The sequence below is a fragment of the Bacillus sp. FSL K6-6038 genome (assembly GCF_038050455.1).
Classification (GTDB): domain Bacteria; phylum Bacillota; class Bacilli; order Bacillales; family Bacillaceae_G; genus Bacillus_A; species Bacillus_A pseudomycoides.
On record NZ_JBBOUH010000001.1, the window covers coordinates 2,401,611 to 2,423,526 of the forward strand.

The window sequence follows — 21,916 nt, forward strand, 5'->3', positions numbered from 1 at the left end:
AATGAATTTGAAGCTGAATCCGAAAATTGTTGTTAGTGTTGTATATGTAACGGCTATGTTTATGGCTGCTATGGATGCAACGGTTGTAAATGTAGCTCTGCAAACGATTAGTCATGAACTACAAGTTCCACCTTCAGCAATGGGGACAGTCAATGTTGGATATTTAGTAAGTTTGGCTGTGTTTTTACCTATTTCTGGGTGGCTTGGAGATCGGTTTGGTACAAAGCGAGTATTCCTAATTGCTCTTTCTGTATTTACAGCTGCTTCCGCGCTATGCGGAATTGCTGATAATATTACTGCCTTAAATATATTCCGTATCATACAAGGTGCTGGCGGAGGATTATTGACGCCAGTAGGAATGGCAATGTTATTTCGAACATTTTCACCACAAGAAAGACCGAAGATTTCTAGGTTCATCGTCTTGCCTATTGCTGTTGCGCCTGCAATAGGACCAATTGTTAGCGGGTTCTTTGTGGATCATATGTCTTGGCGCTGGGCATTTTATATTAATTTACCGTTTGGAATAGTAGCTTTACTAATTGGTGCGTTATTTTTAGTAGAGCATATTGAAAAAACTGCTGGGCGGTTAGATTTACCTGGTTTTATGCTTTCCGCACCAGGATTTGCAATGTTGATATATGCAATGAGTCAAGGGCCATCAAAAGGATGGGGTTCCTCAGAAATAATAGGGACAGGATTAGGTGGACTTTTGCTTATTATTCTCTTTGTATTTGTTGAACTTCGTGTGAAGCAGCCGATGCTAGACTTATGTTTGCTGCAAGATCGTTTATTTCGGAATATGAGTCTCATTTCGTTATTTTCGGCTGCTGGATTACTGGGCATGTTATTTATATTCCCACTTATGTATCAAAATGTATTACATGCGTCGGCACTAGAAACAGGTCTTACAACATTTCCAGAAGCAATCGGGTTAATGATTGCTTCGCAAATTGTGCCTTTGTCTTACAAAAGACTTGGGCCACGTAAGTTGATTTCTACCGGTTTGCTATGTGCAGCGATTATATTTGTTGTTTTAAGCTTCGTGAATCAGGAAACAAACCCTTGGCTGGTCCGTATTCTATTGTTTGGCATAGGATTTTTCCTAGGTCATTCTGTAGGAGCTGTACAATTTTCAGCTTTTAATAATATTCATCCGTCTTCAATGGGGAGGGCGACAACTATTTTTAATGTGCAAAATCGATTAGGTTCCGCCATCGGTGTTGCAATTCTTGCAAGTCTTTTAGCAGCTTTTGGAAATCATGATGTAAGTGGAGCAGGAAATGAGAGTGCTAGTATTGTAGCGTATCAAATGGCCCTGCTTGGTGCAGCTGTATTCCTATTCATAGCATTATTATTTGCATTACGTATTCGTGATGCGGAAGTAATAGATACATCAAAGAAAAAACGTCAGTCCAATCAAATGAAGCTCATTCAAAAGCAGTTGCAGGTGAATAATGGAGTGGAAAATCTAGGTAGGATTCTCTATTACAATAGTAATAATGAAAAATTAGGATGGGATACTCCCTGTATACTAGTGGAGATATTTGTTGAAGGCTGGAATAGATTCCATACTTTTCTTAGTATGGGATATTGAATATGAAAAGGGGAGAATTTTTATGAAAGATTGGGAGATTGTAGATTCAGTACCAGAGCTAAGAAGTCATCACTGTCAAGTATGGTGGGCGCAAATTTCAGATTTGCAATGTTGGCACTATAATTTACTAAATGAAATCGAGCGTGAGAAAGCAAATTTGTTCCATCATTCCGAGGACCGAGCAAGATTTATGCTTGGATGTGCAATTAGTCGATTGGTACTGGGAAAACAACTCACAATGTCCCCGCTTCAAGTACCAATTAATCGAACCTGTTCAGTTTGTAAGCTAGCCCATGGACGCCCACAATTACCTGTAGGCATGCCACAGCTATCTGTATCACATTCAGGAGAACGAGTTGCTGTCGCGTTTACAACATCTACACCTATTGGTATAGATGTAGAACAAATAAATTCTAATATTGATGTACTTAAAATGGCAGTAGGAGTATTAACAGATATAGAAATTGCTCAGTTAATGCAACTGCCAGTTGAAAGGCGAATTGAAGGGTTTTTAACATATTGGACGCGGAAGGAAGCTATACTTAAGGCTACTGGAGAAGGCTTAATGATATCACCTTCTAATCTGACTGTATCAACTCCAGATCATTTACCGGAACTACTTGTTTTTCAGGATAAGCCACAGCTTGTTGAGATTACAACTTTGATGAATTTGCAACCTGGCTCAGACTATGTTGCTTCAATAGCTTTATTAAACAAAGATGTAACAGAAATGAGGCAATTTGATGCCGGAAAGCTTTTGCAGAGTAGTAGACTTCTCCCTCATTAATGAATAGTAATACTTTAATTGACGAAGGTGTGTACGAATAATACAGATACCTAGAGTGAAAATGCTCGCTTGAGTGGCTGCTAGATTATATAAATATAGAAGAGGTGTTAGTCATGTTAGTAGTGGAAAATAGAAAAAGAGAATTGGCTGATGCTACAGTAGTTAAAATGGTTAAAGATTTATTGTTTTCTAAAGAGACGTCATCTATTACGTCTTTAGAAAATATTGTGAAAGATATAGTTCAGTTCAATGTTGTGGAACAAGAAATGTTAGATAGGGAATATGTTCCAAAAGAAGCGAGGAGCTTTTTTGATAAAAATGGAACATTTCTTTACCGAGTTTCATCCATTAGTTACAAAGGAAAGGTGTTATCTGAAAATCTAATTTTTACTGATACCTCACTATTACCAAGTGAAATTGTGAAAGAGTTAGAAGACGGAAACGTTCCTATTGAAAACCTAGTTGAGCAAATGGAAGTAAGAAAAAACATGCTATATCAAGGATATCAGCCTTCTGGAAATATTATTGAACTGTTTGATGGCTGCTTATTACAATCTAGTATATACCCTACGAGAAAATATCAAATCGTAAGCAACTGTAGATGCTTATTTTATATTTGTGAAGTATATCATGAGGATAATATATATGCGGTCATGAAATAAAACAATAAACCAGCCTAATTGGCTGGTTTATTGTTATTTTACAGCTTCTTTTAATTCTTTTCCGGCTTTAAAGGCAGGAACTTTACCAGCTGCAATTTGAATTTCCTCACCTGTTTGTGGGTTTCGGCCAGTACGTGCAGCTCTTTCCCGTACTTCGAATGTGCCAAAACCAATAAGTTGCACTTTGTCACCAGTTTGTAAAGCATTCGCAATTGTATCAAATACAGATTGGACAGCTGCTGAAGCTTCCTTTTGGGAGATATCGGCAGTTTGGGCTACATTTTTAATTAATTCAGTTTTGTTCATTTTTTTCACCTCATATTAATTTTTTGTCTAAGTCTATTTTTGGAATGAGTGATATGATAGAGAAATTTTTGTTAATGTAAAATATTGATAGGATTGCATTGTTATCTTAATTTCGGTGAAAGAGGCGGAATCCCTGCAAAGTATGAAGGAATTTATTTGAATTGTTTCTTGAAAAAAGAGGATATATATAGATTATAGTACAATCGATATATAAAATAGAAGTAAGGAGGATTCTATAATGATTATTCGCACAAAGCTAGAAGAATTAATAGTAATTCGGCAGCATGATCATGGTTTTTTGGCAGGAGAATTTGCAAAAAAATTTAGAAAAGATGTATTTGAAGATAAAACATATTTAAAAGAGTGTATTGATGCGATTTATGAACATGATAGGGGATGGATTGGCTTAGATACAACGCCAATTTGGAATGATGCTAAAAATTCACCTTATACGTTTATGGATTGTCCAAGTTCATTGAGATTTGTTTTTTATACCTTAGGGTTGAATGAGATTGAACATACAAATCCTTATGGTGCTATACTTTGTAGTAAACATTTCATATCATTTCCTCTTAATCAAGAAGACGATGAAATGATAAAGTTTTATAAACAGGAATTGGATCGTCAAAAGAAATTTTTGAAAACGTTAACAACAGAGCAGTATGATATGTTCGATATACACTATAAACTTTTAAAGTTTTGTGATGAGCTCTCGTTATATGCTTGTATGAATGAACCTGGTGTAAAGAAAGAAAAAGAAATTGATTTATTTAAAGAGGGATTTGAAGGAACTGAAACTTTTAATAAGAACACAAATGAACGATTAAAGGCAGAGTGGTTAGATAAAGAAACGATTCGTATTATACCGTTCCCTTTTGAAGGCGAGTTTAAAACGTATGTAAAATATAAATCTGTGCTAACGAATAGAATAGAGGAGATTGGTATTGTTAAGGCGGATAAGGAGGTAGAATCTCAGAAATTAGATTTATATTTTGTGAGGTAAGAATGTAGTTACGTGAAAATAAGGAAAGGAGAATAGAATATGAAACAATATATGATAAAACAATTTGATTATCATACATGGGCAAATAAAAGAATACTTGAGCATCTAAGGGAGCTCCCTAAAGAGGTGTATTATCAAGAAGTTCAAAGTGTATTTCCTTCTATAGAAAAGGTACTGATTCATATTTATGTAGTGGATTGTGTATGGTTACATGTTTTAAATGGTAAAAGTATGGCTGAAGCGTTACAGGTAGGAAAGGAGTTACAAGAGCAAGTCGAAAACAAAACAATGGATGAATTGAAAAATCTGTTCCACAAAGTAACGCAGCAGTATAAAGTGTTTTTGGATAAACAAAAGGATATGAATCAGGTAATTCTACTTGATAATCCATACGCTGGAAGATTAAAAACCTCTGTATCTGAATTAGTGCAGCATGTTGTAAATCATGGAACATATCATAGAGGAAATATAACAGCTATGTTGCGGCAACTAGGTTATCCATCTACTATGACGGACTTTGTATTTTATTTACATGCAGAACAAAAATCTTAATGGAGAAAATGATAGCTTAGTATTCAAATACACTGAGAATAGAAGGAGAGGAAAGAAATGTATAAAGAATGTAGTAGCGAACATTTTACGATTGAGAAATTAAATGATGGTATTTACGCGGCAATTGCAAAGGAAGGAGGAGGCTCCTTAGCCAATGCCGGTTTTGTTGATATAGGAGATCAAACGATTATTTTTGATACGTTTAACACACAACAAGCAGCTGCAGATTTAAAAGAGATAGCAGAAGAAATAACAGGTCATTCTATATCATGGGTTATTAATAGTCATTGGCACGGAGACCATATTCGTGGAAATCAAGTTTTTAAAAATTGTAATATCATATCTAGTCATAAAACATACGAGCAAATGGCAGAAATTCATCCTTCCAAAATTGATAAACAGAAACAAGACATAGAAGGTTTACATACATATATACAATCCCTACAAGATCAATTCACTCAAACAAATGATGAAAGCTTACGAAAACAGATTTCATTCTTAAATCAGTTAGCGATTTCATTACCTACACTGCGACTTGTATTACCTCAATATTCTTTCCAAAATGAATTTACTATACATGGTTCGAAGAGAACTGCAAAATTGATTACGTTAGGTGGAGGCCATTCCGTTTGTGATACGATTCTTTACTTACCTAAAGAGAAGGTTTGTTTTATGGGTGATTTGTTATTTGTGAAATCACATCCTACTTTTTTTGAAGAATCTAATCTTCAAGAATGGAAGCGTATGTTAGAAATGATTGAGGAATTTGAAATTGATAAAGCAGTACCAGGACATGGCCCTGTAGGTGTAAAAACAGACTTCAGAAAAGTAATAGAATACATTGAAGAATTAACAGTTTTAGTTAGAGAGAATACAAGTATTGATGAGGTCAAATGTCCGAGTGCATATATAAATTGGCATACTCCTGAGGTTTTTACATCAAATTTAAAGTATTTAAAGAAGGTAATGGAATTACCAATTTTGCAAAGTAATGTTACGAAATAAAGAAATAATACAAATAAAGGGTATCCTATTTCTATATGGGATACCCTTGGCATTAAATGTTGATTAACTTGCTATTTTTTTATTTGATGTTTTGAGTTTTTCAGCTTGTAAGAAACGATTTGTTTCTGCTACCACAACACCACTTAATCCAATTAGACCGATTAAGTTTGGAATAGCCATAAGTCCGTTTGCGATATCAGCAAATGTCCAAACGATTCCGAGTTTTAAGTTGGCACCAATTGCAATCATTACAATGAAGATGGCTTTATAGTATTTCACAGCACCTTGTCCGAATAAATAAGCTACACATTTTTCACCATAATAAGACCATCCTAAAATAGTGGAGTAGGCAAATAATATGATTGCAATACCAAGTATCATACTACCAGTATCGCCAAATACAGATTGGAAAGCGAGTGTTGTTGCTTCAACACCAGTTTTTCCAGATTTCCAGGCACCTGTTGTAATTAATACTAAACCAGTAATTGTACAAACAATAAAGGTATCGAGAAAAGTTCCTGTCATTGACACAAGCGCTTGTTTGGCAGGTGAATCTGTTTTTGCAGCAGCAGCAGCAATTGGAGCGCTTCCTAAGCCTGCTTCATTGGCAAATACTCCGCGTGCCATCCCAATTTGAATAGCAGAAGCAACGGTTGCACCGATAAAACCACCAGCCGCTGCAGTACCTTGAAATGCACCAGAAAAAATAAGTGAAAATGCTTCTGGGACTTGATCAAAGTGATAAAAAATAATAATGAGACCAGAAATTACATAAAAGAAAGCTTTAAGTGGAACGAAAAATCCAGTGACTTTCCCGATTTTTTTTACGCCACCTAAAATAACAATCGCAATTAAGAAAGCCATTAATATACCAGTTAAAGCAGGGGGAAACGAAAAGTTTATTCTCATAGCTTCTGCAACGGAATTCGATTGCACCATATTTCCGATTCCAAAAGAAGCGATTGTTCCGAAAATGGCAAATAAAATAGCAAGCCATTTTTTCCCTAAACCACGTTCTAAGTAATACATTGGACCACCGGAATATTCGCCGTTTTCATTACTTACACGATATTTTACCGCGAGGATTGCTTCTGCATATTTCGTGGCCATACCGAACAAGGCAGTGATCCACATCCAAAATATTGCCCCTGGCCCACCGATTGTAACAGCTGTTGCGACACCGGCTATATTTCCCATCCCAATAGTTGCGGCCATTGCTGTCATGAGTGCTTGGAAATGACTAATATCTCCTGAAGAAGATGTGTCTTCTGATTTTCGAAATGCTAGTTTGTGAGCGTATAATAGTCTACTAAACTGTAAACCTTTTAGGCGCACTGTGAGAATGATTCCAGTTCCGACTAGAAGGAATAAGGTCGGTAATCCCCATACGTAGTGATTGATTTGTTCTAATACTTTACTTACTGTCTCCATCTTTATTCTCCTTTTAGAAAAAATAAAAAACCACTTCACATAAATGAAATGGTCTCTGGAGAAACAAGGAATAGAAAAATAAACCGATACAAATCGGCGTTTTCTTTCGCTTGTCTCTGTCCTTTTACCTGAGAGATTATCCGCTAATATAAGCGGATTTGCTCCTTCGGTGCTCTGTTTCCTCTGCACTATATGATAGGCGAGAGGGAGTCTCTCCAGAGATTCGTCCCCATGCAGTTCTACTTGTAACCAAGACCTGAGAGTTTCAAAGTTGAGTCATCAACTTTTTGCCCCGTCGGTAGATCAATTGATCTTCTCCTGAATGGTTCATCCGAATTATGTGATTAAAAACTTAATTATATTGATATGAAATGGTTTATACATAATCAATAAACAACATTATAGGTTCCTTATAAATGAATTGCAATCATTTTTTATTGGAAGATACTTTTTAACAAAAATTTTATCTCCTGAAATGGGAGGAGATTATAGAGTGAATTTATTTTTTGGTTATTCCTAATATACCTTCTAGTTCAGCTAACGTAGATAAGGCTATGACAATATTTTGATCAGCAAGACCTAAAGATTGCGCAGCATTTTCTAAACTATCTTTTAAGGGTTTCTCATTATTTAATCCTTGCGTAACAGATAATGCGGCATTTTCCATACAATTTGAAGCGGCTATAAACGCGGTTTTAAAATGACTGATTTTCTGCTTCAGTGCAGGGTCTTTCATTTTTTCTTCAGCTTTAAACATCTCCGTGTTTTTAGAAATCTCGTTGAATTGGTTTGCTATATGATTCATTTTATCTAATAGTTCAACTGTATTTATGTTATCTGGATTTGAATTTAGTTTAGTCCATGTTGGTAACCAATCTTGTTCCACGATATTATCGTAGTTTGTAGTAAGTAAATCAATTTGGGATTTTAATTCTTGTTGATAGATTTTTTTATCGACAGGTGCCTTAGAAGTTTTTATTGTTGACTCATTAGCGTAGTGTGACAAAATAATCACTCCCATGCTCATAATAATCATTATGCTAAAAAGCCAAAACCACCATTTTTTATAGAACGATTTTTTCATTTGGTATTTCCTCCTAATATGCAAAACATAAGCTGTATGAATCTATAATAACAAGTTACATAGTTAGAAGTTGTTGTATTTTGTCGAAAAAAGGAAGGGATTGAAGAAATAAATAATAATGGGATTATACAGTAAGAATTAGTAAAATATTAAATGATATTACTTTTAATAACATATAAGGATGAGGTTTTCGATGGAGAAAAAGAGACGGAAAATATACTCAAATATAATTATGGTAGTAGTTTTAGGTGGACTATTAGTGCTAATATTTATGACGAAAGAATCAAAGATTAAAGATTTTCCAGTTCCTATGTCAGCTATTCATATTGAAGATGAAAATCAAGCACATTATCAATATATAAGTCTAATGCCTATATCAAAAGCAAAAGGATGGGAAAACCTTGGAGAAGATGGGCATACTGTAGTATTTCAAAAAGGAGATAGGAAGGTAATTGTATTACATTATCCAGGAGACAATACTTATTATTTGTTTGAAGAGTAGATTAAGATATCAGGGGAATAGGACATAAACAGGATGATTACTTTGTTTGTGTCCTATTTATTATTTAAGATAACAATCCGAGTTCCTTTGCATGTAGTGGGGAAAGACTTAATTTCTGAACGAAAAATGCATGAAGTGAGATTTGTTCTTTGATTTCAACCCATTCGTGATAACAGGAAAATAATGCTTGAATATCATTATTAAAATATTGTTCTACTAGTATACGAATCAATTTCGTACTTCGCCAATAATCATAAAAAGCTCCCGCATATGATCCACTTTCCGCAGACTTGCCGAACTCATTTAAAGGGTAATTACTAAATTCAGCTTGATATATGCTAATTAATTCATCTTCTACCTGCATAATTGTTTTAAATTGTTCATGTGACATCATTAGTTTTCTTGATAAATAAAAGCATACGCCTTCTTCAAACCACATCGATTCTTCATCAATTTCATCAAAATCACTATGGAATTCTTCAGCGTGATGTACAAATTCATGTGCAGCAATAGTTGCGATGTCGAGTATATTAAGTTGCTTATAATATTGCTGAGCTTTTTCAAGCTCTTTTCCGTCAGTTACAGATAAGTAGATATTTTTCCATACATCAATAAGTGGTGTAATATGAATCAAATCACGTGAAGTATAAGCTGGCATAGGAATATTTGAATAAACTTGTGTTGCAGATTCTAAATCGTGAAATACGATTCCTTTTGGTGGTGAGAGGATTGTAACCTTTTCTTGCAATATATGAAGCTTTGTAATTCGTTTAGTAGTTTCAAACCTTCTGCTTCAATCTTTTGAATATGAGTTGAATCAGTTACTGAGAATGCGGGTTTCATTGTCAACATACTCCTTTTATTGGATTATTTAGTAAATGCATTATAATCATACTACGATAAGGTGTATTTTTGTTTTTATTCTTAATTTTTTGATTTATAATTAATTTGTATATAACACTTTATATAGGAATGAGCTGATTGATTGTCAATTATTAAGAAAATAGGTCGGTTTTGTCCTGTAGATGACAAAGGATACATTATTAATGATTCACATATGAATAATATTCAACCAGTCTTTCTCAAAGTTATACAAGAAGTACAGGATATATGTTTTCATATGCTGCAGGATGACCTCCATAGCATTTACATTAGAGGGTCTGTTCCAAGAGGGATTGGAATAGAGGGGATTGCAGATATAGATACAATTATATTAGTTCGAAAAGATCCGAAGGCACTAGACTTGGAATGGATCGAAAGTATAGAACAACAAGTGCTCCAAAAATTTGATTGTATATCTGGGGTGGAATTAAGTTTTTATGATGTTGAAGAAGTGTTACATTCCAGTCGTTTGTCGTTTATAAGTTTTATGATTCAAACACATGGAGTATGTATACTCGGTGAAGATATAAGGTCACAGCTACCTAAATATAAAGTAAGTCGAGAATTAGCACGTGAACATCTTATACATTTACAGCCACAAATTGAACAAGCATGTAAAGAATTAATTCATAATAAAGGTAGGGAAGATATATTAGATTGTTGCCGCTGGATTATGAAAATCATAGTTAGAGCAGGATTAGCATTAACAATCGATAAAGAAGGACTTTATTCTAGAGACCTTCATCCAGCGTATGAGTTGTTTAGTAAGCATTTTCCAGAGCAAGAACAAAATATGAGGAAAGCGCTGCAATATGCAGTTAATCCTATAGACGACATAACAGAAATTTTGTCTTTTTTAGAGCTACTGGGAGATTGGATGATAAAAGAAGCAAATCAGTATTTTAAAAAAACAATTGAATAGATTGTAATTTTATTATGTCAATAAAAGTGTTTGATTTTTTAAATAGTAGGTGAAGAAATAGCAATTATTGCAAAAGGAATACGGAATATATAATTAGGGGGGATCTATATGTTATTAAAAACGATATTTTGTCAGGTAGAAAAAGAGAAAAAGGGTTTGTTTTCAGAGGCGCAAGAGAAATGGAGAGGTTTACAAAATCTAGAGGGATTTTATGGACAGTTCGGGGGCTGGAATGAAGATGAGGCCTGTATATTTACTGTATGGGAAAACATGAATACATATCAAAAATTTATGAATGAAATGCATGATCCAATTTTTCATAATAGCAATCAAAAGGATACGTATGTATCTTGTGAAATAGAGTTATTTCAAACGTTATTTGATATAAAAGCTACTCCATTTACGAATGTACTTGCAAAAAATCTATTTGTCAGAGCAGCAGTTTGTGATGTGAAAAGAGACAGGGAAGAGAACTTTTTACATATACAAGAAACAATTTGGAATAAAGGAATGGAAAAATCAGAAGGAATGTTAGGCGGCGTTGTGGGAAGATCTCTTAAAAACTCCAATCGCTATGTCGTCCTTTCTTTTTGGGAAAATGAAATGTCACATCAACGTTATGTGAAAGAAATTTTTCCTGGATTATATGAGTTAGCTAATGTAACCGAGGATGTTGAAAATATAAATGGAAAGCAAGTTGTGTGTATAAAAGAATGGTCTGTATATTAATTATAAAAAAAGTGAATAAATGGTGTATATCTAGGATGAATGATTTTAGTAGTTATAGTTGTATGAATTATTAGTTTAAAAGTAGAAGGCATGCAGCGAATGTATTATTGGTATGTAGTTCAATAAGACGAACTCTTTTCTTTTAAACATGAAAATTATAGAAGACGTCAGATACCCTTTCGTGTTAATATATTTAAGTTATATTAGGAGGCTTACCCTTTTGTTATTGTACGGTAGAAGCAGTGTGAGCTTGAAATTTTTAGAAAAAAGGATGTGCCTAACTTGCGTATAAATAAATTTATTAGTGAATCTGGAAAAGCATCTAGACGCGGAGCAGATAAGTTAATTAATGAAAGAAGAGTAATTATTAACGGAAAGGTTGCAAAAATAGGTGACCAAGTACAACCAGGTGATGACGTGCGAGTAAATGGAGAGCAGCTTCGAATTGCTCGAGACCATGTGTATATCGCTTTAAATAAACCAGTAGGTATTACATGTACAAGTGAAAAGGCAGTTAAAGGTAACATTATCGATTTAGTGAATCATCCTTTACGAATTAATCACGTTGGACGTCTTGATAAAGATTCAGACGGTTTAATTTTGTTAACGAATGATGGCGATATTATTAATGAAATTTTACGTGCTGAAAATAAACATGAAAAAGAATATATTGTTTCAGTAGATAAACCGATTACGCCTGAATTTTTAAAAGAAATGGCAGCGGGTGTTAAAATTTTAGGAACAAAAACACTTCCTTGTGAAATAACACAGTTATCAAAATATGAATTCCAAATTATTTTAACACAAGGATTAAATCGCCAAATTCGTCGTATGTGTGAAGCTTTAGGTTATCAAGTATACACATTAAAACGTACGCGAATTATGAATATCCAGTTGAATAATTTACCAGTTGGACAGTGGAGAGATTTAACGAAGAAAGAGAAAAAAAGATTATTTGCAGACTTAAACTACGAACCACAAGATTGGTAAAAAAGATAGGGGAAATCAAAAAACATGAAAATTGTTTTTGGTTTCCCTTTTTTTATTGAACAAAAAATATTTTTTGACACTTGCAAAAATAAAATGAATAGGGTATAGTAAATAACAATTAATGGATGTGTTATTAAAAGCAAAGAAAAGGACACGAGTTATTTTTAACGGTTGTACAGAGAAGGAAGGAACGCTGAGAACTTCCTAACGCAGTGAAATAACTTACCACCTTAGAGCTGCACTGGGGAAATAAAAGTATCTAGTGCCGTGTAAGCGACGTTACCGCAAAAGAAGCCATTGTATGTTTAATATGATGGGAATCTGGGTGGAACCACGAATATAAGCATATTCGTCCCTATTATTAGGGATGAGTATGCTTTTTTATTTTTAATTTCATAATAAGCGAAGAAAAGGACACGAGTTATTTTTAACGGTTATACAGAGAGGGAAGGAGTGCTGAGAACTTCCTAACGCAGTGAAATAACTTACCACCTTAGAGCTGCACTGGGGAAAATAAAAGTATCTAGTGCCGTGTAAGCGACGTTACCGCAAAAGAAGCCATTGTATGTTTAGTATGATGGGAATCTGGGTGGAACCACGGGTAAAAGCACGCTCGTCCCTATTATTAGGGATGAGTGTGCTTTTTTATTTATGAAATGGAGCGATTAAAATGAGAGAACAGATGATTAACATTATTTTTCCAGATGGTAGTGCCAAAGACTATGTAAAAGGAATTACTCTAGAAGAGATTGCAGCCTCAATTAGTTCAAGTTTAAAAAAGAAAGCAGTAGCCGGAAAGGTGAATGGTCAATTATTTGACTTACGTCGAAATATCGAACAGGATGCAGAAATTCAAATTATAACTATGGATTCAGAGGAAGGAATAGAAGTTGCAAGACATACTTCTGCACATATATTAGCGCAAGCTGTAAAGAGAATATACGGTGATGTAAAACTTGGCGTAGGACCTGTTATAGAAAATGGTTTTTATTATGATATGGATCTTCCAAGTAGTATAGGTATTGAAGACTTACCTAAACTTGAAAAAGAAATGAAGAATATTGTGAATGAAAATTTGAAAATAGAGCGAGTTGAAATCACTCGAAAAGAAGCAGAAAAGCTTTTCCAAGATGTAAATGATCACCTAAAGTTGGAGCTTTTAGAAGCAATCCCTGAAAATGAGATTGTAACAATTTATAAACAAGGAGAATTTGTTGATTTATGTCGTGGTCCACATTTACCGTCAACTGGCTACTTGAAAGCATTTCAATTAACTCACGTTTCCGGTGCATATTGGCGCGGGGATAGTAATAATCAAGTGCTTCAGCGTATATATGGCGTTGCGTTTTCTTCTCAAAAAGAATTAGAAAGCTATTTGCATTTTGTAGAAGAAGCAGCAAAGAGAAACCATCGTAAGTTAGGAAATGAACTTGAATTATTTATGTTCTCGGAAGAAGCACCAGGAATGCCTTTTTATTTACCGAAAGGACAAATCGTTCGAAATGAATTAGAGTCTTTTTTAAGAGAAATACAACAAAACTACGATTACCAAGAAGTGCGTACTCCCATTATGATGAATCAGGGGCTATGGGAAGAATCAGGGCACTGGGATCATTATAAAGATAATATGTATTTTTCAGAGGTAGACAACAAAAGCTTTGCATTAAAACCGATGAATTGCCCTGGACACATGCTTATTTTTAAAAATAAGCTACATTCATATCGCGATTTACCAATTCGAATGTGTGAATTTGGTCAAGTACATCGCCACGAATTCAGCGGTGCATTAAATGGATTATTAAGAGTTCGTACATTTTGTCAGGATGATGCACATTTATTTGTGACACCTGAGCAAATAGAAAGTGAAATAAAGTCAGTGTTAAAACAAATTGACTATGTCTATAGAACATTCGGTTTTGAATATGAAGTGGAGCTTTCAACAAGACCTGAAGATTCAATGGGTGATGATGAGCTATGGAACCAAGCTGAATTGTCTCTCGAGAATGTGCTGAAATCATTAAATTATAACTATAGAGTGAACGAAGGAGATGGCGCATTTTACGGACCTAAAATTGATTTTCATATTAAAGATGCTTTACAAAGAAGCCATCAATGTGGAACAGTTCAGCTTGATTTCCAAATGCCAGAGAAATTTGACTTGAATTATATTGATGAAAGAAATGAGAAAAGAAGACCAGTTGTTATTCACCGTGCTGTATTAGGCTCTTTTGATCGTTTCCTAGGAATACTAATTGAACATTTCGGAGGGGCATTCCCAACATGGTTGGCTCCGGTTCAAATAAAGGTGATTCCTGTTTCCAATCAAGTACATGAACAATATACAAAGGAAATTGAAGAAAAGTTAAAGAGCGTTGGCCTTCGCGCCGAACGAGATGCTCGTAGTGAAAAACTAGGGTATAAAATACGAGAGGCACAGCTCCAAAAGATACCATACATTCTTGTTATTGGGGATAAAGAAATGGAGAATGGATCTGTAAATGTGCGTAAATATGGTGAAGAAAAATCTGAAGTGGTTTCGCTATCTGCATTTATGGAAAGTATACGGAAGGAAGTTTATAATAAAGGATCTAAGTAATAAATCATAAATCAATCAGGTTGAAACACACTACTTTAAGTAAGTAGTGTGTTTTTTACTATCATAAAGAAATTATTTGAAGTTGTTCGTCGTTAAAAATCATTTTTAACCTGTTTATTTTCTACTTCCCATCCATCATTCTTCTTTTTAATCTCTAAAACTATATTCATTCCACTAGATTCCTTGTAAAGGATATAACCATGGTCTGATTTAATATATGTCGACGGCTCTCCTCTCCATTTTTACTTATTTTAAATTATGCTTGTCTTAATATATTTAGAAGCGCCCGCTTCTAAGCAAAGTGTAGGTGGGGGATTTTACGTTGTTATTTTTGTACCTTACAAAAATGTAAGGTGAATGTAAGATAAATCGCAGGAAGATTGTAAGTAAAAGTGGGAATATTTAAAAAGAAAGTAAATGATATAAGATTTTTTATCAATTTTGTTATAAAAAAATGAAAAATTAAAAAAATCTTAAGAATTTATGTAGGAGAAATCTAAGAAATGTATGACAAAGTAATGATATACAAAAGAGATGGAGGGATAGGAATGGCAACAAATGTAGTGACAGTAGAAAGTGTGGAGAAAACATATGGCAAAAGAAATGAAAGCCAGTCAAAAGCATTAAGAGGGGTATCGCTTACGATACAAGAAGGGGAATTCGTTGGGATTATGGGACCTTCTGGATCTGGAAAAACGACACTACTAAATGTAATTAGTACACTTGATCATGCGACAGGAGGAAGTGTGACGATAGCAGGCACAGATATTACTTCAATGAAGGGGAACGCTTTATCAGATTTCCGTTCTCAAAAACTGGGGTTTATTTTCCAAGATTTTAATTTGCTTGAAAATCTCTCGATCTATGAGAATATTGCTTTGCCACTTTCACTACAAGGAGTGCCTTCAAGTGAGATAAGCGGGAAAGTAAATGAGGTTGCACAGAAATTAGATATTGTTGAAATTTTAACAAAATATCCATCAGCTGTCTCTGGTGGTCAAAAACAAAGAACAGCTGCAGCACGAGCTTTAGTACATAATCCGGCCATTGTATTAGCGGATGAACCAACAGGAGCACTTGATAGCAAAAATGCGAAGAGTTTATTAGAAGCGATGCAAGACTTACATGAAAATCATGGAGTAAGTATATTAATGGTAACGCATGATGCATTTAGTGCAAGTTATTGTGAGCGGATTCTATTTATTCAAGATGGGCTACTCTATAAAGAATTGAAACGCCAAGGAACACGAGAGGATTTCTATCAAGATATTTTAGGTGTGCTTGCTCATATGGGCTCAGCGGCTGAATCCAAATAGGGGGCGAGATCATGTTATTGAAATTATCACGTCATAGTATGAAAAAAATGTTAAAGGACTATCTTGTTTTGCTTGTTGGTCTTGTCATTAGTATCAGTATTTTCTATATGTTTCAAACGATGGCGATTAACAGCCAATTTACAAAAGATAATAGTATGATTAATAGTATTCGCCTTGTATTTTGGGTTGGTGCTGTCTTACTTTCCTTCATTACGGTCTTTTATATCGTATATGCGAATTCCTTTTTACTTACATTGCGCAGGAAAGAGCTTGGTATGTATATGATGCTCGGTGCAAAGAAGAAAAAAGTAGCCCAGTTATTATTTATCGAAACATTCGGTATGGGAATTATCAGCATTATTATTGGGATTATTGTAGGAATATTACTAGCAAGTGCAGCGGGGAATTTTTTAATGAATGGTTTAGAAATTTCGGCGAAAGGCTATGCACCATTTTATATACCTGCAGTTCTTGTTACATGTGGATTCTTCTTGGTCTTATTTATTATTACTGGATTTATCAATAGTATACGGTTATTACGTCAAACTGAACTTGAGCTACTTCGTGAAGATGAAACACAAGATACAATAGAAAAGAGTAAACGTCGCGTTATCATTTTTACTGTAATGGGAGTGTTACTGTTAGGAACAGGATACTATTCTATACTGCATATAGACAAGTTACGTGAAATAGGATTTATACTAGCAACGGGTGCTACAACGATAGGGACATATTTTATTTTTAGTTCATTGTTACCATTGTTTGTAACAAAGTTAAAAAACAACAAAAAACGAAATGAAACAGGTTTAAATAGTTTTACATATGCTCAGCTTCGTTTTCGAATAAATAGTTTATCTCGGGTACTTGGGACTGTTGCGATGCTAATTGCACTTGGTGCAGGGGCGATGACAGCTGGAATGGCTTTTCAAAAAAATGTTGGTATTATGACGGATTTTTCTCGAGTCTATGATGCGACAATTCATGATCCGAATGAAAAAGATATAGCGGCATTAAAACAAATGGAAATTGAAGAGCAACGAACTTATAAATATAAAGTGGACGGGGAAGCAGTCTATTATTTACGAGAAGATTTAACTGCAAAGCCACCACTCATTTCTGATCATCAAGATACAAAGAATGTCAAAGAGCCTGTACGTAAACGTGTAAAAGAACCATTAACGGAACCGCTTTATACATCTATGGAAGCACCTGAGGCAGCAAGTAAACTTCCACATATGCCAAGTGATTGGAATGATGCAATCATAAGAGAAGTTCAAGTTACACACAATCAATTCAACGGGAAACCTGTTCGAATTGCAGATAAGGACCATTATAAAAACATTCAAGGAACAGAACATAGTGTCACGCTAGTGCAAGTGGATGACTTACAAAAATATAAACCGTTGTTAATAGATATTGATCAACGACAAAAAGAGTTAGTAGAAAAAGCAAAAGGCGGAAAAGTAGAATTATATACAAAAATGACAACTTACCAATTTATGAATAGTTTCATGAGCGGTACGATGTTTATGGGGTTCTTCCTTGGAGTTGCATTCTTAGCTATGATGGCGAGCTCTCTTATGTTTAAAATTTTAACAGGAGCTTCTCGTGATGTACGTCGCTATGAAATGCTTCGAAAAATTGGAGTACGCCGTAGTATGTTGTCGCGTAGTATCTATAAAGAAATTTCATATCTCTTTATCTTCCCGGCTATCATTGGTATTTCACATATTTTAGTAGGACTTAACTTGTTCCGCCTCTTCTTAGTTGATCCGTTTGTAAAAGTGTGGATGCCAATTGGAATTTTTCTTATTATTTATGTTGTATATTACTGGATAACGGTGCAACTATATAAAGGAATGGTTTTGCCAAAAGAACAAGTTTCAAAGTAATAATGAATGAGATAATTTGCTGGCAGAATGAAAAAACACGCTTACTTTCATTATCAAGACCTAAAAGTTAAAAAACCTCAAAAAATAAAGGTAAGTACATATTAGTTATGTTAAATATCTACTTACCTCTTATTTCTCCTTAAACTAAGGCTCCACATAGGCTTAAATATTTCAATGTGCTTCTAATGGAATATTCCCAATATCCGAAACGGGTTCTGTTGCAAAGTTTTCTAAATGAGATCACACTCTAGAAAAAAAGAGTAAGGAGAAACACAAATGCGAAGTTTTCAAAGAGACTCCGCCTTTTCAACGTACAATGAACTTCAACAATTACTGGCTACTTCCTAAACATTGTTCCTCATTTACCAACCTGTTTATGCTTTTTTCAAACTTTGCAACAGAACCCTCAATTTTTATATTTATTGGACAGATGAGTACTCCAAAATCGATGGATGCTCCTTCTACCCCATGGAGATGTGGTGATTACCCTTATAGAGCCTGCATCTAATCTCGTTTACTGATGAAATCTTTATAAGCGGCAATTTTATATTCAAGCATCTCATCTGCAGCTTTTAATGTTCTGATTTGTTTCTTAATAGCGTCTTTATGTTCTTCTAAAAGGCTTAATCGCTCTAGTGTAGTATGTTCTCCTTCTAAAACTAATGAAGCATACTTCTTTATTTTCGCGATAGGCATTTGTGTTTCTTTTAACTTGATAACAAATTGTAGCCATTTAATATGTGAATCGTTATATCGCCTGTCTCCGCGGGCATCACGAACCGGAGTTATAATTTTTTCCTTTTCGTAATACCGCAATGTATGTGTACTTATCCCTAAAATTTTAGCCACTTCACCAATGGTGTGCATAAGAAACCTCCAGATTAATTTTTTTCTTGACTTAGAGTTAACTCTAATCATTATAATCAACTCATAGTTCGTTCACAATAAAATCAATTGGATAAAATTCAGGAGGGATTTATATGAAATATACAGTTATTACGGGTGCCAGTTCAGGAATTGGGTATGAAACGGCTCTTGCTTTTGCGGCTCGCGGAAAAAACTTAATCATAGCAGCTCGCAGAACGGAGGAATTGGAAAAGCTAAAATCAAAAGTGGCTGACGTTAACGCAGACCTGGATGTTGTCATTCGAACTGTTGATTTATCTGTTACCACAAATGTTTATGCATTCTACGAAAGTCTTCAGCACTATCAGATCGAGACCTGGATCAACAATGCTGGGTTTGGAAACTTTGCTTCCGTTGGGGAACAAAATTTAAATAAGATTGGGACGATGCTTCATTTGAATATTGAAGCCTTAACCTTGTTGTCCTCTCTTTATGTGCGTGACTATGCAGATGTTAAAGAAACGCAAATCATCAATATTTCTTCAGGAGGAGGATATCTGATTGTTGCCGATGCTGTGACCTACTGCGCGACAAAGTTCTATGTAAGTGCCTTTACAGAAGGGCTTGCACAAGAATTGAAAGGAAAAGGAGCAGCCATGCAAGCAAAAGTCTTGGCTCCTGCTGCAACAGAGACCGAATTTGCGAAACGCTCCTATGATGTTGATAATTTTGAATATGATGGTATTGTTCCAAAGTTCCATACAGCTGAACAAATGGCCGGTTTCTTACTGGATTTATATGACAGTGAGAAGGTGGTAGGAATTGTGAATGGAGAAACGTATGACTTCGAATTAAGAGATCCGATTTATCCGTATGTGACGCGGACAAGAAACTAGTCTTTTAAAATCCAAACATAACAAAAAGCCGATAGTTCCTTAGCGTATATTTTCGTTAAAATGTGACGGTAATTCTAGTAAATCTTTTGCATTTACGATAGATATATTAAAAATAATCATTTAGCTTTAACACAATATTATCGTTGGTATCAAGTATATGAAGTTTCGCTTAACAAAGCTCGTCTAGAAAATCAGTTAGACATTTTAGAGGATGAAATTGAAATTTTATCAAGCTGGAACTTCGAAAGGTAAAATTGGTTTAGTAGACAGATTAAAAATGTTTGAAGGATGGAAAAATGCGCATCATGTTGAAAACACATCAATCAGTTGAACGATGAGGTACTTTCATTAGAAGCTAATATTCTTTATCAAAATATACGTCCAGATAATAGTAGATAAAGCTATAAAATTAATTACTTAACAATTCTGAAACTTCTAGATAACGAATTACCTCTTTTTACAAAGGTGCATTTAGAACCAACAGGTACTGTAGAAAATCCACAATTTAAATCTGCCTATGCAGAAAATAGAGCAAAATCATTTATGCATTACTGGTTATATTTAATGAAAACAGCATCTGTGAACAGTGACAAATTCAAAGAACTATTAGCAGATCAATTTGAGTTAAATTTAAGTACGACTTCTAAAGTTAATACATTAAAAGGGTTTAATGAATGGTTAGCAACCATTTCTAACCAAGTAAAACAAAGCGGACATTATCCGGAAAATTTTCAGTTACAGAAAATGTAAGTAACACGATGAATGCTTCTGTAGATTTTGAATGGGAAGGTATTTCTGCTGAGAATAAGCCAATGATTGCGGAAACACATCATGAATGGGATACTTGAAAATAATTTAGATGAGCGATTTACTCGTATGAAAATGATGAAAGCAATTCAGACAAAGCCATTTCAAACAGTAGAATAATTTAAAATATAGCTTTTTTCTTTTATGATAGATAAAAGAAAAAGGCTACAGGCTTGATACGAACAAAAAAAGAAAATTGTACGTTAAGGTACTATTTAAATAAAAATCACCGATTTCCTGTACGTTAAGAAGTCAGTGATTCTTGTTATTTTTTTCTTATTTTGTTTTCTCTTAATGGTCGTAAATCTTCTATAATATATTTAGTGCATATAAAAGAGGCGGAACCATAAAATCAGCAAATTAGAAAATAAAACAGGATGGGAGTCGGTTATTATGGAGCAATCAAATAAAGCGTTTAGCGAGGCATTAGTAAAATCGTTAAGAGGAGAACGAGGACATCTTCCTATCAAGAATGCTTTGTCGGATATAGACTTGGCGCTTGCGGGAAAACGCAGAGAGGAACTGCCATATTCTATTTATCAATTAGTGAAACACATGACATACTGGCAAGATTTTCTCTTATTATCCGCTCAGGGGGAGAAGCCTGCATTGCCTGCCCATGTGAAAGAGAGCTGGCCTGAAGAAGAATGTCCTGGCAGTGAGGAAGAGTGGAAACAAATTATTCATTATTTTCTTCAAGGGATTGAACAGGCATGCACGATTGCCCAAACTGTTCAATTGGACAAACCATTGGAGAAATGGCCTGGCGAAACCCCGGGCGGTGTGCTACGCAATATTGCATCTCACAACTCCTACCATTTAGGAGAAATTGTGCTGATTCGCAGATTATTTAGTGCTTGGCCACCGCCAACAGGCGGATATCCGGTCTAAACAAGGTTATGGGTGGAACCCTTTCCTTTGAATTGATTCAATATAGTTATATTGCGGATATTAAGTGGATTTTGAGGGGAATGGAAAGTTGTAAGAAGAGTTGAACACTATTATGTGAAGAGACACCGCCTGTTAAAACAGGTGGTTTTTTTGCTCTCGACCTATATTCTTTTAGGGGTTCTGTTGCAAAGTTTTCTAAATGAGACTACACTCTAGAAAAAAA

20 protein-coding genes, 2 pseudogenes, 1 riboswitch and 2 other annotated features are annotated in these 21,916 nt (G+C 34.7%); of the genes and pseudogenes, 17 read left to right on the forward strand and 5 right to left on the reverse strand.

The features are described 5' to 3' along the window. Position 1: 1 nt before the first annotated feature. The 3 genes and pseudogenes from NSQ40_RS12335 to NSQ40_RS12345 all read left to right on the forward strand — a co-directional run. Positions 2–1,456 (forward strand): annotated as a pseudogene (locus NSQ40_RS12335) (MDR family MFS transporter); the annotation flags it as partial. 160 nt (positions 1,457–1,616) lie between these two features. Beyond that, entirely contained in the window at positions 1,617–2,381 is a 765-nt protein-coding gene (locus NSQ40_RS12340) for a 4'-phosphopantetheinyl transferase family protein (RefSeq protein ID WP_097787372.1), read from the forward strand. A gap of 113 nt (positions 2,382–2,494) precedes the next feature. Beyond that, positions 2,495–3,043, forward strand: coding sequence for a hypothetical protein (locus NSQ40_RS12345; RefSeq protein ID WP_003197630.1), 549 nt, complete (start codon positions 2,495–2,497; stop codon positions 3,041–3,043). Positions 3,044–3,076: 33 nt separating this feature from the next. Here the strand turns inward: NSQ40_RS12345 and NSQ40_RS12350 are convergent, their stop codons facing one another. Next, entirely contained in the window at positions 3,077–3,349 is a 273-nt protein-coding gene (locus tag NSQ40_RS12350; protein WP_018767205.1) for an HU family DNA-binding protein, read from the reverse strand. A 238-nt stretch (positions 3,350–3,587) separates the two neighbouring features. Here NSQ40_RS12350 and NSQ40_RS12355 point away from each other — a divergent pair, with 238 nt between their 5' ends. From NSQ40_RS12355 to NSQ40_RS12365, 3 genes are read left to right on the forward strand one after another with little or no spacing between them, the layout of a single operon-like run. Beyond that, positions 3,588–4,352, forward strand: coding sequence for a DUF3891 family protein (locus NSQ40_RS12355; protein WP_003197634.1), 765 nt, complete (start codon positions 3,588–3,590; stop codon positions 4,350–4,352). Between the two features lie 39 nt (positions 4,353–4,391). Further along, complete coding sequence (locus NSQ40_RS12360; protein WP_003207154.1) at positions 4,392–4,904, forward strand: DinB family protein; 513 nt, start codon at positions 4,392–4,394, stop codon at positions 4,902–4,904. A gap of 57 nt (positions 4,905–4,961) precedes the next feature. Beyond that, complete coding sequence (locus tag NSQ40_RS12365; RefSeq protein WP_003197638.1) at positions 4,962–5,909, forward strand: MBL fold metallo-hydrolase; 948 nt, start codon at positions 4,962–4,964, stop codon at positions 5,907–5,909. A gap of 63 nt (positions 5,910–5,972) precedes the next feature. Here NSQ40_RS12365 and NSQ40_RS12370 read toward each other — a convergent pair whose 3' ends face one another. Both NSQ40_RS12370 and NSQ40_RS12375 read right to left on the reverse strand, forming a co-directional pair. Then, complete coding sequence (locus NSQ40_RS12370; RefSeq protein WP_098188158.1) at positions 5,973–7,340, reverse strand: alanine/glycine:cation symporter family protein; 1,368 nt, start codon at positions 7,338–7,340, stop codon at positions 5,973–5,975. 106 nt (positions 7,341–7,446) lie between these two features. After that, positions 7,447–7,569: riboswitch (glycine riboswitch) on the reverse strand. A gap of 270 nt (positions 7,570–7,839) precedes the next feature. Then, on the reverse strand, positions 7,840–8,424 hold the full coding sequence (locus NSQ40_RS12375; RefSeq protein WP_003197642.1) for a hypothetical protein: 585 nt from the start codon (positions 8,422–8,424) through the stop codon (positions 7,840–7,842). Between the two features lie 193 nt (positions 8,425–8,617). Between NSQ40_RS12375 and NSQ40_RS12380 the strand changes: the two genes are divergently transcribed. Next, complete coding sequence (locus NSQ40_RS12380; protein WP_097787370.1) at positions 8,618–8,926, forward strand: hypothetical protein; 309 nt, start codon at positions 8,618–8,620, stop codon at positions 8,924–8,926. Positions 8,927–8,990: 64 nt separating this feature from the next. On the opposite strand, the gene NSQ40_RS12385 is transcribed toward NSQ40_RS12380, so the two are convergent. Beyond that, positions 8,991–9,674 (reverse strand): hypothetical protein, encoded by a 684-nt coding sequence (locus tag NSQ40_RS12385; RefSeq protein ID WP_097787371.1) that lies wholly within the window; start codon positions 9,672–9,674, stop codon positions 8,991–8,993. 237 nt (positions 9,675–9,911) lie between these two features. On the opposite strand from NSQ40_RS12385, the gene NSQ40_RS12390 reads away from it, so the two are divergent. The 7 genes and pseudogenes from NSQ40_RS12390 to NSQ40_RS12420 all read left to right on the forward strand — a co-directional run. Continuing rightward, positions 9,912–10,730: a hypothetical protein gene (locus NSQ40_RS12390; RefSeq protein WP_033796141.1), complete on the forward strand. Its 819-nt coding sequence runs from the start codon at positions 9,912–9,914 to the stop codon at positions 10,728–10,730. 108 nt (positions 10,731–10,838) lie between these two features. Continuing rightward, positions 10,839–11,459, forward strand: coding sequence for a DUF4937 domain-containing protein (locus NSQ40_RS12395; protein WP_003197649.1), 621 nt, complete (start codon positions 10,839–10,841; stop codon positions 11,457–11,459). Positions 11,460–11,741: 282 nt separating this feature from the next. Further along, positions 11,742–12,449 carry a 23S rRNA pseudouridine(2604) synthase RluF gene (rluF, locus tag NSQ40_RS12400; protein ID WP_003197651.1) on the forward strand — a complete coding sequence of 236 codons (708 nt, stop codon included), beginning with the start codon at positions 11,742–11,744 and terminating at the stop codon, positions 12,447–12,449. Between the two features lie 133 nt (positions 12,450–12,582). Next, positions 12,583–12,809: a binding site (T-box leader), on the forward strand. Positions 12,810–12,845: 36 nt separating this feature from the next. Further along, positions 12,846–13,073: a binding site (T-box leader), on the forward strand. Between the two features lie 46 nt (positions 13,074–13,119). After that, complete coding sequence (gene thrS / locus NSQ40_RS12405) at positions 13,120–15,045, forward strand: threonine--tRNA ligase (protein WP_003197653.1); 1,926 nt, start codon at positions 13,120–13,122, stop codon at positions 15,043–15,045. A 548-nt stretch (positions 15,046–15,593) separates the two neighbouring features. Then, a complete protein-coding gene (locus tag NSQ40_RS12410) occupies positions 15,594–16,361 on the forward strand; it encodes an ABC transporter ATP-binding protein (protein ID WP_033797012.1) in 768 nt (255 codons plus the stop codon). An 11-nt stretch (positions 16,362–16,372) separates the two neighbouring features. After that, the gene (locus NSQ40_RS12415) at positions 16,373–18,253 is read left to right on the forward strand and encodes an ABC transporter permease (protein ID WP_003197657.1); all 1,881 of its coding nucleotides are present in this window, start codon (positions 16,373–16,375) and stop codon (positions 18,251–18,253) included. A gap of 273 nt (positions 18,254–18,526) precedes the next feature. After that, a pseudogene (locus tag NSQ40_RS12420) lies at positions 18,527–18,601 on the forward strand (IS6 family transposase); the annotation flags it as partial. A gap of 156 nt (positions 18,602–18,757) precedes the next feature. Here NSQ40_RS12420 and NSQ40_RS12425 read toward each other — a convergent pair. Continuing rightward, on the reverse strand, positions 18,758–19,120 hold the full coding sequence (locus tag NSQ40_RS12425) for a MerR family transcriptional regulator (protein ID WP_003197658.1): 363 nt from the start codon (positions 19,118–19,120) through the stop codon (positions 18,758–18,760). A 113-nt stretch (positions 19,121–19,233) separates the two neighbouring features. Here NSQ40_RS12425 and NSQ40_RS12430 point away from each other — a divergent pair, with 113 nt between their 5' ends. From NSQ40_RS12430 to NSQ40_RS12440, 3 genes are all read left to right on the forward strand, one after another. Next, positions 19,234–19,995 carry an SDR family NAD(P)-dependent oxidoreductase gene (locus NSQ40_RS12430; RefSeq protein ID WP_003197660.1) on the forward strand — a complete coding sequence of 254 codons (762 nt, stop codon included), beginning with the start codon at positions 19,234–19,236 and terminating at the stop codon, positions 19,993–19,995. A gap of 465 nt (positions 19,996–20,460) precedes the next feature. After that, positions 20,461–20,745 carry a hypothetical protein gene (locus tag NSQ40_RS12435; RefSeq protein ID WP_003197665.1) on the forward strand — a complete coding sequence of 95 codons (285 nt, stop codon included), beginning with the start codon at positions 20,461–20,463 and terminating at the stop codon, positions 20,743–20,745. Positions 20,746–21,195: 450 nt separating this feature from the next. Further along, entirely contained in the window at positions 21,196–21,693 is a 498-nt protein-coding gene (locus tag NSQ40_RS12440; RefSeq protein WP_003207157.1) for a DinB family protein, read from the forward strand. Positions 21,694–21,916: the final 223 nt, after the last annotated feature.